Annotated in this window: 7 protein-coding genes; 3 read left to right on the top strand and 4 right to left on the bottom strand. The window is 66.6% G+C overall.

Annotated features, from left to right (window positions below; genetic code table 11):
- Positions 1-19 precede the first annotated feature (19 nt).
- From AC1DN2_RS02260 to AC1DN2_RS02250, 3 genes are all read left to right on the top strand, one after another.
- The gene (locus AC1DN2_RS02260; RefSeq protein ID WP_476849052.1) at positions 20-3,583 is read left to right on the top strand and encodes a PKD domain-containing protein; all 3,564 of its coding nucleotides are present in this window, start codon (positions 20-22) and stop codon (positions 3,581-3,583) included.
- Positions 3,584-3,742: 159 nt separating this feature from the next.
- Complete coding sequence (locus tag AC1DN2_RS02255) at positions 3,743-6,085, top strand: LamG domain-containing protein (RefSeq protein ID WP_476849051.1); 2,343 nt, start codon at positions 3,743-3,745, stop codon at positions 6,083-6,085.
- Positions 6,086-6,577: 492 nt separating this feature from the next.
- Complete coding sequence (locus tag AC1DN2_RS02250) at positions 6,578-8,044, top strand: glycosyltransferase family 39 protein (RefSeq protein WP_476849050.1); 1,467 nt, start codon at positions 6,578-6,580, stop codon at positions 8,042-8,044.
- A 57-nt stretch (positions 8,045-8,101) separates the two neighbouring features.
- Here AC1DN2_RS02250 and AC1DN2_RS02245 read toward each other — a convergent pair whose 3' ends face one another.
- The 4 genes from AC1DN2_RS02245 to AC1DN2_RS02230 all read right to left on the bottom strand — a co-directional run bounded on the left by AC1DN2_RS02245 (position 8,102) and on the right by AC1DN2_RS02230 (position 13,300).
- The gene (locus AC1DN2_RS02245; protein ID WP_476849049.1) at positions 8,102-9,136 is read right to left on the bottom strand and encodes a hypothetical protein; all 1,035 of its coding nucleotides are present in this window, start codon (positions 9,134-9,136) and stop codon (positions 8,102-8,104) included.
- A 456-nt stretch (positions 9,137-9,592) separates the two neighbouring features.
- On the bottom strand, positions 9,593-10,636 hold the full coding sequence (locus AC1DN2_RS02240) for a glycosyltransferase family 2 protein (protein WP_476849048.1): 1,044 nt from the start codon (positions 10,634-10,636) through the stop codon (positions 9,593-9,595).
- Positions 10,629-12,143 (bottom strand): lipopolysaccharide biosynthesis protein, encoded by a 1,515-nt coding sequence (locus tag AC1DN2_RS02235; RefSeq protein ID WP_476849047.1) that lies wholly within the window; start codon positions 12,141-12,143, stop codon positions 10,629-10,631. The genes AC1DN2_RS02240 and AC1DN2_RS02235 overlap by 8 nt, the downstream gene beginning before the upstream one ends.
- Positions 12,140-13,300 carry a glycosyltransferase family 4 protein gene (locus AC1DN2_RS02230; RefSeq protein WP_476849046.1) on the bottom strand — a complete coding sequence of 387 codons (1,161 nt, stop codon included), beginning with the start codon at positions 13,298-13,300 and terminating at the stop codon, positions 12,140-12,142. The genes AC1DN2_RS02235 and AC1DN2_RS02230 overlap by 4 nt, the downstream gene beginning before the upstream one ends.
- Positions 13,301-13,657: the final 357 nt, after the last annotated feature.

Genomic DNA, 13,657 nt, shown 5'->3' with positions numbered 1-13,657 from the left:
CGCCGGCCCGGCACCAACTTTGCCCGCCCACACCACTGCCTACAAGACCGTCCGGAGGGGTGCGCGAAAGCTGCTGGCGCTGCTGCTGGCCGCCGCGGTCGCCCTGACGCTGGGTTTGGTCGGCAGCCAGCCGGCCGCGGCGGATACCGCTCCCGCGGATCCCGCCAGCCCCGCCACACCCGTGACCGTCTCCGCCGACGGCCTGCCCACCGCCCAGATCAACGGCGTAGCCTGGGCCCAGGTGATCATCGGCAACACGGTGTTCGTCGGCGGCAAGTTCACCGAGGCACGGCCCGCCGGCGCTGCCGCCGGCACCGGCACCGTCCCGCGGAACAACATCCTGGCCTACAACCTCACCACCGGAGCGCTGCTGAGCACGTTCACGCCCAGCTTCAACGGCGAGGTGACGGCACTGGCAGCGTCCCCGGACGGGTCGCGGCTGTACGTCGGCGGCGCGTTCACCGCCTACAACGGCTCCACCGTGTGGCGGGCCGTAGCCCTGAACCCCACCACCGGTGCCCTGATCACCAGCTTCCTGCCGCGCATGTCCGCCTCAGTCCGCACCATTGTGGCAACGTCCACCACGGTGTACCTTGGCGGCCTGTTCAACGCCGTCGGCTCCGTGACCCGCGCCGGGCTCGCCGCCGTGAGCGCCTCCAACGCCGCGCTCCTGCCCTGGAACCCGGTTGCCGCCGGCGGCCGGGTCAACGCGATGGCCCTCTCCCCGGACGGCGCCAGCATGGTGGTGGGCGGGGCGTTCACCACGATCAACGGTTCCAGCAACCCCGGTTTCGGCCTTGCAAAGGTTGATACTGGCCTAGGTGCCCTGCAGCCTTTCCAGATCAACAACACCGTCCGCAACGCCGGCACCGGCGGCTCCATCACCACGCTCGCCACCGACGGCGTCAACGTCTACGGCGCAGGCTACTCCTTCAAGGGGACCGCCACCTTGGAAGGAATGTTCTCCGTCAAGTGGTCCGACGACTCCACCACCTGGGTCGAGGACTGCCACGGTGACACGTACTCCATCCAGCCGATGGGCGACGCTGTCTACCTCGCCGGCCACGCCCACTACTGCGGCAATGTCGGAGGATTTCCGCAGGCCGAACCCTGGCAGTTCAGCCGCAGCATCGCTTTCAGCAAACAAGCCACGGGAACGGTGACAACGGAAAGCCACAATTATCCCACCTTTGCCGGGACGCCGTCGCCGTCGCTGCTGAACTGGTTTCCGATCGTGAACTCCGGCACGTTCACGGGCCAGGACCAGGGTCCCTGGACCATTGCCGCCAACGCGGACTACCTGGTAATGGCGGGCGAATTCACGACCATCAATAACCAACCCCAGCAGGGACTGGTCCGATTCGCCAAGAGCAGCATCGCGCCTGATCTCCGCGGCCCCCGGGTCACAGGGCTGAACTTCAATCCGACCCTGTCCACCCCTGCTGCCGGGGCGGTGCGTGTCCGGTGGCAGGCGAACTGGGACCAGGACAATGAGAACCTGACCTACGAGGTGCGCCGCAACGGCGCCGTCATCTCCACCGTCAGCCAGGCCTCCACCTTCTGGAAGCGGACCGGCATGACGTTCCTGGACACCGGCCTGACCGCCGGGCAGAGCTACGGCTACCGCATCTCCGCCCGGGACGCATTCGGCAACGAGGCCCGCAGCGACATCGTGAGCATCACCGCAGCGGGATCCGCAGCGGCGCCAGGGAACTACGCGCAGCAGGTCCTCGCGGACAAGCCGGGCAATTACTGGCGCCTCGGCGAAACCGGCGGGGCCACCGGCGTGGACCTCGCGGGCAAGGACGACCTGATCATCCGGCCCGGCGTCAGCTTCGGTGCCGCCGGGGCGGTCACCGGGGACGCGGACACCGCCGCCACCTTCAACGCCACCACCGACGCCGTGGCCAGCAGCCCGACGCTCGCCAGCCGGCCACAGGTCTTCAGCACCGAGGCCTGGTTCCGGACCGGCACCAACCAGGGCGGCCAGATCATCGGCTACGGCAACTCGCAGACCGGTGTTTCGGCTGACTTTGACCGCAACGTCTACATGGACAACACCGGCCGACTCTTCTTCGGCGTCCGTCCCACCGGCATCAGCGGGACCGCCTCCCGGATCACCGTCAATACCACCAAGACGTTCAACGACAACCAATGGCACCACGTCGTGGCGACCCTTGGCCCCAACGGGATGCAGCTGTTCCTCGACGGCACCCTGGCGGCCGGCCGGACCGACACCACGTCCGCGTGGCCAATCGACGGCTTCTGGCGCCTTGGCGGCGACAACCTGACCAGCTGGCCCAGCCGTCCGACCAGCCGGTACCTGAACGGCCAGATCGACGACGTCGCCATCTACCCGGCCGTGCTTCCACTGTCGCGGGTGCAGGCCCACTTCGTGGCCTCGGGCCGCACGGTTAACGCCCCTCCCGCGGCACCGGTGGCCGGCTTCACGTCAACGGTCAACGGACTCACGGCATCGGTGGACGGGACCACGTCCTCGGACGCCAACGGGCCCATCGCCGCCTACGCCTGGGACTTCGGCGACGGCGGCACCGGCACCGGGGTCACGGCGGAGCACGCCTATGCGGCAGGCGGCACCTACACAGTTCGGCTGACGGTAACGGACAACACCGGAAACACCGCCACTGTCGTCCATTCCGTGACCGTTGTGGCGCCGCCGGCGAACGTGGCCCCGACGGCTGCGTTCACCTCGACTGCCACCAACCTCGCCGTTTCCTTCAGCGGCACCGGATCAGCAGATTCGGACGGAACCATCACCGGCTACGCCTGGAACTTCGGTGACGCAAGCACTGGAACCGGGGCGACGGCGTCGCACACCTACGCCAGTGCCGGCAGCTACACCGTCACCCTGACGGTGACCGACGACGACGCCGCCACCGGCACAGTCAGCCGGGCGATCACCGTCCAGGCGCCGCCGTCCAACACAGTGGTCGCGGCGGACGCATTCGGGCGGTCCGCGGCTGGCGGCCTCGGCACCGCAGACGTCGGCGGTGCGTGGACAGTATCGGGTGGCACTACCAATTTCGCGGTCGAAAACGGTGCCGGTGCGGTCACCTTCGGGGCCGCCGGAGCCGGCCGGAGCGCATCCCTCAACGCCGTATCGACGGCAGCGTTCGACGGACGGATCACGGTTTCTGCCGATAAGGTTGCCGGCGGAGGCGGCCTGGACGCATCCCTGTTCGGCCGGCGGTTGAACAACAACGACTACCGGGCCAAGATCAAGATCGCCAGCACGGGGGCGGTTTCGCTATACCTCACCAAGGCGGTCAACAACGTCGAAACCAACATCGCAGGGCCACTGGCGATCGCCGGACTGAAGATGGCCGCCAACGACCCCTTGGTCATCAGACTGAAGCTGGACGGCACGGGCCCCACGGTTCTCAGCGGGAAGGTCTGGCGGGCTTCCGCAGCAGAGCCGGCCGCCTGGCAGCTGAGCGCCAGTGACTCGACGCCGGCCCTGCAGACGGCGGGAAGTGCGGGACTCTTGGCGTACCTCTCCGGATCCGCGGCCAACTTTCCGGTCGTGGTGCGCTTCGATGACTTCTCCGTAAGGATTCCGTAGGCCGGGCGTGGAGGAGGGAAGATCATGTTCTTCAGGAAGGAAAACCGGGGGAGCGCCCGGAGGCCGGAGGCAGCAGCGCTCCGTTACACGGCGCCGGCCGGTGCCACGCGCAGCGTCGCGAATAAACTGATCACCCTCCTCCTCGCTGGGGCGGTCTCAATGCCGCTGGGACTCCACAGCGGCCTGCCGGCATCGGCTGACACCACGCCGGCTGATCCACGGAATCCCGCCACCCCCGTGACAGTCTCCGCGGACGCCCTTCCGACGGCGCAGATCAACGGAGTGGCCTGGACCCAAGTCATCATCGGCAGCACGGTCTACGTGGGCGGCAGATTCACCCAGGCCCGCCCCGTGGGTGCGGTCCCAGGCTCTAGAACGGTGGTTCGCAACAACATCCTCGCCTACAACCTGACGACCGGCGAGCTGCTAAACACCTTCACGCCCAGCTTCAACGCCGAGGTCACCGCGCTGGCAGCCTCGCCGAACGGATCGCGGCTATACGTGGGCGGCGCGTTTACCACTTACAACGGCTCCACTGTGTGGCGGGCCGTCGCCCTGAACCCCACCACGGGTGCCCTGGTTCCCGGTTTCCTGCCCCGAATGTCGTCCTCGGTCCGTGCCATTGTCGCGACTCCGACCACCGTCTACCTGGGCGGGCTTTTCAACGCAGTTGGCTCCGCGGCCCGAGGGCGGTTGGCGGCGGTCAGTGCCTCCAACGGCGCGCTCCTGCCCTGGAACCCGGTCGCGGCCGGCGGCCGGGTCAACGCCCTTGCCCTCTCGCCCGACGGCGGCAGCATGGTAGTGGGCGGCGCCTTCACCTCGATCAACGGCTCCAGCAACCCCGGCTTTGGCCTGGGTAAAGTGGACACCACAAAAGGGTCACTCCTTCCCTTCCAGATCAACAACATCGTCCGTAACGGCGGCACCGCCCCAGACGCCGGTGGAAGACCCTCCAGCGGCGGGATCACCTCGCTGGCCAGCGACGGCGTCAACATATACGGTTCCGGCTACACGTTCCTGCGGGTGAGCACGCTCGAGGGGATGTTCTCGGTCAAGTGGTCCGATGACTCCACCACCTGGATCGAAGACTGCCACGGAGATACCCATTCGCTCCAGCCCATCGGGGACGTCGTCTATGCGGTGGGCCATGCGCACTACTGCGGCAACGCCGGCGGCTTCCCGCAGTCGGAACCCTGGAGCTTCAACCGTGGAATCGCGTTCAGCAAACGAGCCACGGGAACACTGACAACGGAAAGCCACGGCTACACCAACTTCGCCGGCACCCCGTCGCCCTCGCTGCTGAACTGGTTCCCCACCCTGAACAACGGGACTTTCACCGGCCAGAGCCAGGGCCCGTGGACCGTGACCGGGAATGCGGACTACGTGGCGATGGCTGGCGAGTTCACGACGGTTAACAACCAGCCCCAGCAGGGGCTTACCCGATTCGCCAAGAGCAGCATCGCGCCGGACCGGCGTGGCCCTCAGGTGACCGGAGCGGGCTTCAACCCTTCACTGTCAATCCTCGCCGCCCGAACCGTCCGGGTGCGGTGGCAAGCGAACTGGGACCAGGACAACGAGAACCTCATTTACGAGGTGCGGCGCAACGGCGCCGTCATCTCTACAGTCAGCCAGGCATCCACGTTCTGGCGGCGGCCGGGCATGACTTTCGTGGACACCGGCCTGGTGCCGGGGCAAAGCTATGGCTACAGGATCTTCGCAAGGGACGCCTTCGGCAACGAGGCCCGCAGCGACACCGTCACGATTACGGCGGCAGGATCCGTCGCGGCTCCGGGGAGCTACGCCCAGCAGGTCCTCGCGGACAAGCCGGGCAACTACTGGCGCCTCGGCGAAACCGGCGGGGCCAAGGGCGTGGACCTCGCGGGCAAGGACGACCTCACGGTGCGGCCGGGTGTCACCTTCGGCGCCCCGGGAGCCCTGAATGGTGAGTCCAATACTGCCGCGGCCTTCAACGGGACCGCCGCGGGCGTGGCCGGCAGCCCGACGCTGGCTGCCCGGCCCAACACGTTCAGTGCCGAGGCCTGGGTGCGTACCGCCACGAACGGGGGAGGCGGGATCGTCGGCTACGGAAATACGCAGACCGGAGTTTCCGCGGACAGCGACAGAAACGTCTACATGGACAATACCGGACGGATCTTCTTCGGTGTCCGGTCTCGTGGCAGCGTGGGTGTCCCCACCACCGTCAACACGACGGCGACCTACAACAACAACCAGTGGCACCACGTTGTGGCAACTCTCGGTCCCAACGGCATGCAGCTCTTCGTTGACGGCACCTTGGCGGCCGGTCGAACCGGCACCACAACGGCGTGGCCCTTCGACGGATACTGGCGCATCGGCGGCGACAACCTGACCAGCTGGCCCAGCCGTCCGACGAGCCGTTACCTGAACGGCCAAATAGACGACGTCGCCATCTATCCGCGTGTGCTTTCCCTGCTGCGGATCCAGGCGCACTACGCCGCCTCGGGGCGGATCCTAGTCCGGTGAACAACCAGTAGGCCAAGGCAACAGGGGGAAATCCATGACTACGTTGAAATCATCCAAAAGGGCACCGCCGGGGCACCGCCGGGCTCCGTCCGAGTCGGGCGCAGAAGGGCCGCAACGAACCGGGTCTGGTAAGTGTCCGGTGCAGCACGGATGCGGCTTTGAGGAGGTTTTCCAGAAGTCGATCGGGTTCCTTTCCAAACCAGAAGCCGCTGGCTAGACTTCGACTCACGCTAAGGGGATGCCAGCTGCATCGTCCGACGGGGCGGCCGGGCTGGTGTTCCGGCGCCCCAACTGGCGGATCCCTCTCACCGAGCGCTACCCATTGTCATCACGTCCGAGGAGGGTCCCATCCGCTCACTAGACTCCACGACTTCCGATGCCGCCGCACCAACCCCGATTGTGGGCGCTGCCCGCCCGCCGCGGGCGAAACCCTGGACCCTGGGGCGACTCAGCGATCTCCGTCTCGCGCTCCTCAGTGCTGCGCTGGCATGGGTGCTGTCAGCCGCGGGCTCGTGGAACGCGTCGCTGTGGACCGACGAGGCAGCGACGATTTCAGCGGCGCGTCGGAGCCTGCCCGAGCTGTGGGCCATGGTCCAGAACATCGACGCCGTGCACGGGCTCTATTACCTGTTCATGCATTTCTGGGTGGAACTCACTGGCGAATCGGCCTTTTTGCTTCGCATGCCCAGTGCCGTGGCCATCGCGGCGGCCTCCGCAGGCGTCTTCCTGATGGCCCGCACCCTGGGGGGCCGCGTACTCGGGCTGACGAGCGCCGCAGTCTTTGCTGTCCTTCCACGGATCACCTGGGCCGGCATGGAGGCCCGGCCGTACGCTTTTACCGCCGCCGCTGCCGTGTGGCTCACCATCGTGCTCATGGTGGCTCTCCGCCGTCGAACGCCCCGTTGGTGGTTGGCCTATGCCGGACTGGCAGCCATCGCCATCGGCATCAACCTGTATCTCGTGTTCATTCTGGCCTCACATGCACTGACGGTGATGGCGCTGCGCGGTACCGCCTGGCGAACGCGCATCGAGTGGGCGTTCGCTGCGGTCCTCGGTGTCCTCATATCCGCGCCGGTCGTTTACCTGTCTGCGATGGAGCGCGGACAGCTCAACGATGACGAACTGGGGTGGTCGCGTTGGCTGCGCAACGTGGTCGTGAACCAGTGGTTTCTGGGTGATACTCCGACCGGCGGCTATCCACAGACGGGGGCAGCAGGGCTCTGGAAGATAAGCGCGGTCCTTCTGGCGGGGGTGTGCGGGCTGGTCATGATCTATGCCCTTGTGGTTATTCTTCGTACCCGCAGCGAGGGCAGCCAACGCAACTACCTGGCGTGGATCGTTCCCCAGATCGCGTTGCCGACCTTGGTGATCGGCTTGTATTCACTGTATGTCCACCCTATGTACAGCCCCCGCTACCTCACCTTGAGCGCCCCGGCCGTCGCCGTCCTGATCGGAGCCGGGTTGATCTGGCTGCGGCCTGCCTGGCTGAGGGGAGGTGCAGGGATTGCGATCATCCTGCTCGCGATCCCGGTTTATGTCTCCCAACGAGATGTAAACGCCAAGAGCGGCGCTGACTGGAGCGCCGTGGCCGGCTATATCCAGGAACACAAGGCCAGCAATGATGCCGTGTATTTCAGTCCGCGCTACCCGCCCGGGGGCGGCCAGGTCCTTCTGACCCTCCGGCGGATTGCAGTCGCGTATCCTGACGCCTTTGCCGGACTGCGCGATCTGACTATTGATACTCCCGGAGCCCTGGACGGATCCCTGGACGGAACGTCACGGCTTCTCGCAGCTTCAACGGCGGGCCTCGAAGGAGTGGACAGAATATGGGTTATCCGCCGCCTCGATTATCCAGTCGAAGCGGGCCGCCTGGATGACACCCTTCTCAAGGCGGTGGGATACCAATCAAGGGCTGCTTGGGCGGGACCCGTCAACTCAATTGTTGAATTCTCTCGGTAGAACTATCAGGGCAAGAAAATACGCCCCGGTCCGAAGACCGGGGCGTATCTTTTGGGGCTAGCTGTTGTACTCGATGCCGAGGCCCTTGCCGACCTTCAACGGTTGGCCGGTGTTCGCCCAAACATTTGTCTCCAGGCCGTGCACGATCGTCCTCGCCTTGACGTCGATGCGGATCACGTACTTGCTGACCCTGGGCGGCGCAAAGTAGTTGTACTGGTTTTGTCCGAAGCGATTCTTCTGGAAGGTGATCTCGCCTGGTTTAATGCAGGCCGAAGCCAGCCCGTCGTCGAACCAGTTCTGCTCAACGACAGTGTTTTTCAACGGTGCACCAGTGTTGTTCTGCAAAATGATCGTGCATCCGTGTCCGTGGGGAAACAGGCGTGGTTTCGCGGGATCGGCACTGGACCCCGAACCGAGGACGCCATCGTTGACTATGGTGTTGCCTGCGATACGGATGTTCGTGCCGCCCTGGACCTGGATGCCGTCATTGTGCGTACCGTCGGCCGAAGGCCCGGGATCGTGCGCTGCGTCATGGTAGACAGTCGTGTGGATGTAGTTTCCTTCAATCCGAACGTTGGCGTTAACGCTGCCGCCGGGCTTATTGAAGACACCCATCCCGTCGTTGGTCCCGTAAACATGGTTCCGTATCGCGTTGTACTCGTGGCCCACGATGCCGTCCCGCAGCGGGTTGGGCATGATGGGGTGGATCGTGCTGTCCTGAACAGTCAACTTGAAAACGTTCGCACTGTTCGCGTCGATGCAACCCGTGTTCGTGCTGGGCTTGTAATTTCCGCAGTGCAGAAGGCTGTTCTTGATAACAACGTTCTTCGCTTGGACTTTGACGTCACCGAAGATTTCTTTGCCGTCCAAGACGGTGCCGTCAACCGTGATCACGTAGGGCTTATCGTAGCTGCCGACCTTGGTAAGAGCCGTTCCGGACGGGACGCCTGTAGTGGACGCATCGGGTTTGTAGCTGCCGGCGACGAGCGCCGCGCGCGGTGTCGCAGCCTGTGCCGGTGCGCTGATCATGGCGCCGGCACACACCAGCCCGAGCAGGCCGAGTATGGGAGCGATTCTCTTTCGGATAAGCAAAACATTCCTTCGTTTGCCGCGACATCGTGTTGGAAGCCGATGACGTCGCATGGAAACAACAGCGACAACGTCGGATAACGTTGTTGCCGCATCGGCGGATCAAGTCAATAAACGGATGACCGAGGGTCGCTATCGGATGATGGCCTGAAAACGGCGCCGACGGAATGTCGTCGACGGCGACAAACCCTGCGTGCCAAAGCGCGTCCGCTGCCAGGTCCTGTCACCGGCGTCCCTGGCGCCAGCAGCCCAAGCGCGGCGCACCCGCGGTACCGGGTGACTCACTTCCGGCAGGCGTTCGGCCCCTCTACTGATCCAACACCGTAGTCGACGTGCCGAAAGGTTGCAAATCGGTAACGGTCAGGTCTGGGCGAGCGCGCCTGTGTGCCGGCTTACGCCAAAGGGGTGTAGTCGGCTAGTTCAAAAGAGGGCGGGCAAACAAACCTCCTTCTTCGCAATCTAACTTCTTCGGTACTCGCTGTACACATATCCAAACGCCCCTGTCGTCATGCCCAGGCCCCTCGCAGCAGTTCTCAAGCCAAGCGCTTTTTGCGCCGGCGATCCGCTCACCAGGCCGGCCGCCACCCGCACGGAGCCGCCCACCAGCCGGACTGTCCCCGAAGCCAGCGAAACGGCCCTGGCCGTGAGGCGGGCCCGAGAGCTGCCGGCGAGTTCCAGACCGACCCGGGCCGCCGAATTGCCGCTCCGCAGGGCGCGGCGCAGCACCCATCCGCGGGTGAGCCGGGAAGCCGGAACGCGGTCCACCACCACGGCCTCGTCGCACCACAGCATCAATCCGCCGCGCTGGATGAGTTGCCGGGTGAAGAGCGTGTCCGAGCCGCCGCTGAGGCCGAAGCGTTCGTCAAACGCGAGCCGCAGCGCCCGGACCTGCCGCAGGTCCAGGAGCAAGTTGTTCGTCGCAGCCACGTCTAGCCGGGTCCCGGTGGCGAGCCTGCGGCGGTTGAAGAACTTTCCGGCTTCGATCCAGGGCTCCGGCTCGTGTTCGTATTCGCTGATAACCGGACCCACGACGGCGGCGGCTCCGCTGGAGCGCTGCAGGTCCACAAGTTGCTCCAGCCACCGCTCCGACGGTACTTCGTCGTCGTCGATGAACACGAGCAGGGCACTGGATGCCGCTTCCGCCAGGGCGCGGTTCCGCGCCGCCGCGATGCCGGGCTTCGGCTCCTGGACGTACCGGACCAGTCCCGGCCGAAGCGTGCTGGCGAGCCGTTCCACGATGGGGCGGGCGCTTGCCTCGGGGTCGTTGTCGATCACCAACACCGTAGTGGGAAGATCCGCGGCCGGACCGTCGGACCCGTCGGGGCTTCCCTGCCCGGCCCTTCCCTGTCCCGGTCCGGCCTGGGCCGCCAGCCGGGGCAGCGCCAGGGCGATGTCCTCTGGCCGGCGGTAGGTCAGCACCGCAATGACGAGGCCGCCCGCCGGGATCCCTACGGCGAGTTCGCCGCCGGAGGGGCGGACACTGGGGTGGGTGATGTCAGGCATTTTGACCTCTCGTTGTTGTGGCGGCTTGCCGCGGGGCAGGCCGCCCAATGAGTGCCCGCGCCTGCTCGACATAGCCGGAGAGCATGCGCCGGTGGAAAATCCGCAGCGCGGCGAGGGCGAGGGCTGCAAAGAGCGCCAACCCGCCGAACAGGTGCCATGGCCCGTGCACGTTCGCCAGGGACAACGCCCAGTATCCGGCCGCGCCCCAGGCCGCGGCGTGGACTGCCGGGAAGATGGCCGCCAGCTGCGTCATCGCCGTCACGCCCGTCAACCGGGACTGGATGCGCAGGAGCACGGGCGTGAGGACGAAGCCGGCCGCGGAGTATCCGACGGCGACGCCCAGGACGCCGAACTGGAGGCCGATCACAATACCGCCCACCTGCACGATGGCGGCCAGGATCTCGTACCTCACTATCAACCCGCCCTGCCCCAGGCCCTTCATCAGGGAGGGGGTGACATAGAAAACCGTTTCGCGTGCGCCCCCGATGGCGAGCACACTGACCAGCCCGGCTGCGGGCAGCCACTCGGGGCCCAGGACCAGGCCTACGAGTTCGGGGGCGGCGCAGGACACAAAGACCATCAGCGGGACCGCGGAGATCGCCAGCAGCCGGGTGGCGGACACGAGGCTTGCAACCACCTTTTCCGGGCTGCCGGCCGCGCGGGAGAAAGCCGGAAACATGACCCGGTTGACCGTCTGGCCAATCAGCTGGACCGGGATGACGAGGATGCGGTAGGCCATCCCGTACAGGGAGAGGGCGGCGACGCCGAGCATCCGGCCCACCAGGATGTTGTCCAGGTTCCGGGAGAAGTAGGCAAGGCAGTCGGTGGCAAAGACGCTGAAGCTGAACCGGAACAGGGGCGCCACGGTCCGGAAGGCGAGATTGGGGACTGGGCCGCGGCAGGCGGCCAGCAACAGCGAGCTGCAGACGATGTCGGTGGCGACCACCTGGTACACCATGGCCCATGGGCCGGCGCCGGCCATCGCCGCGCCGATCCCGGCCGCGCTGCCCGCGGCCGCCGCCGCAATGTCCGCCGCGCCGATCCTGTGGAGGGCCAGGTTCCGGGACAGCATGGCCCGCGGCGCGATGGCCAGTGCTTTGACGGGAATCGCCAGAGCCAGCAGCCGCAGGATCGGCTCAAGCTCAGCTACGCCGAAAAACTGCGCGATCCAGGGAGCGGCGCACCAGGTCACCACCCCGAGCAGGACCGCCACCAGGATGTTCAGCGTGGCGGTGGCGCCTGCCATGCGGCGGGTGACGTCAGGCCGCTGGACGAGCGCCGCGGAGAGGCCCTGGTCCAGCAGCAGGGCCACCAGGCTGATGCACACCGTGGCCGCAGCGATGACGCCATAGTTTTCCGGCCCCAGGATCCTGGCCAGAACCAGGGCGCAAAGCATCTGGAATCCCTGCCGGGCCAGCACTGCCCCGAAGCTCCACCGGACGCCTCGAGCCGTTTTCGGTGGCTCGGCCGGTACGGTGGCCGTATGGGGGGCAGGGCTGCCGGTCACGGCAGCCTGCCCGCAGCCTGCGCCAGATGCCCGGTCATGAGGGTCCCGTAGCGTTCCGGACTGTGCCTGCGGCCCGCCTCGGCGGCGTCGAGCCTGGCGCTGGACTGGTAGTGCTGCCACCGGCCGGCGACGCGGGCGAGTGCATCGGCGAGCTCAGCGGGATCACCGGGTTCGACGAACTGTGCCGAGCGGTAGCCCGCCGCGGCCTCCCGCAGCCCCGAGGTGTTGCTGACAATGACAGGCCGGGAAGCCAGGACAGCCTCGACAGCCGTGTTGCCGAACGGCTCGTCGAGCCGGGAGGGCACCACGACGACGTCGGCGTCGGCAAGGAACGGCCAAACCACGTTCTGGAATCCATGGAACGTGACATGGTCTTCGGCGCCCTGGGTCCGAACCTGGTTGCGGAGGCCGGCCTCGTAGTCCTCGTAGCCAGGGAAGACCGCCCCGACCACGGACAGGCGGGCCGGCACGCCGTCGCTGCGGAGCCGCAGCAGGGCGTCGATGGCCACGTCCACGCCCTTGCGGTGGGACAGCCGCCCGACGTACAGGATCCGGAGCCCCCCTTGGAGAGCCGGCCGGGGCGGGACCGGCTCGGCAGGCCCGGGGACACCGTTGTAGAGCACTCGTGAGCGGCCCTGGAGCGCAGGCAGCGCAGAGGCCAAGGTGTCGGAGCTGAACTGGCTGTTCGTCAGGATGCCGCGGGAGAGCAGGAGCGGCAGGGCCAGGGCCTTACGGAGGGCCCGCGGGGCGTTGGCCTCCGCCTCATGGACGTGGGTGACCACCGGAACCCCTGTCAGCCGTCCCGCGGCCGTCCACACCGGGACGGTGATGGTGTTCGCCAGAATGACGTCGGGGCACGCACCCCGGATCACCCCTATGCTCCGGAGCAACCCGTGCACGGACGTGGCCGCGAGCCTCGCTAGGCCCGGTGGAGTGAGCAGGCTCTTGCGCAGCACCGGAGTGGGCGACAGAATTACAGCGGCGCCCCGGCGCTTGAGTTCCGCCACGAGTGGCCCCGGCGACGGCAATGCCACCAGAACGCGCGCACCGCTGCGGCGCAGCCCCTCAATGGTTTCCAGCAGCACCCGGTCGGAGCCGTAGAGATCTGCGCTGGGGTGCGCCACCAGTACCGAGAATTGCTCCCCGTCCGTCCTCATCGTGCCCCCCTCGAATCGGTACCGCGGCGGAAGCCAACCCTGAAGGGGACCGGGCCACTGCTGACGCAGGAACACCGGTCCGGCCACCGGGGCCCTGCCCCGGGACCCTTGCTGGAACCCCGCCACTGAGACCTGCTGCTGAGACCTGCCGCCAGGGCCTGAGTCCAAAACCTGTTTCCTGGCCCTGACACCCAAAACCGTTGCCGGACCTGAAGGTCCGCCTGACTTAGGGAAAGACTACGGCCAGTGCCGGAATTTGGCTATGATTCAGGCCCGCAGGCAGGCCGTCCGCCGCCAAATCAGCCTTCTTCGCGGCACCGCGAGGCGTGGTCCCCGGGACCGGCCCCCAAAAGACAC

The sequence above is a fragment of the Arthrobacter sp. 01L42 genome, assembly GCF_056400005.1.
Note: the sequence above shows the minus strand (reverse complement) of the source record. Positions and strands in the feature narration are given on the sequence as shown.

Coding starts and splice junctions, on each gene's coding strand:
- AC1DN2_RS02255 (WP_476849051.1), top strand. CDS start 3,743: ATGCCGCTGGGACTCCACAGCGGCCTGCCGGCATCGGCTGACACCACG.
- AC1DN2_RS02240 (WP_476849048.1), bottom strand. CDS start 10,636: ATGCCTGACATCACCCACCCCAGTGTCCGCCCCTCCGGCGGCGAACTC.
- AC1DN2_RS02230 (WP_476849046.1), bottom strand. CDS start 13,300: ATGAGGACGGACGGGGAGCAATTCTCGGTACTGGTGGCGCACCCCAGC.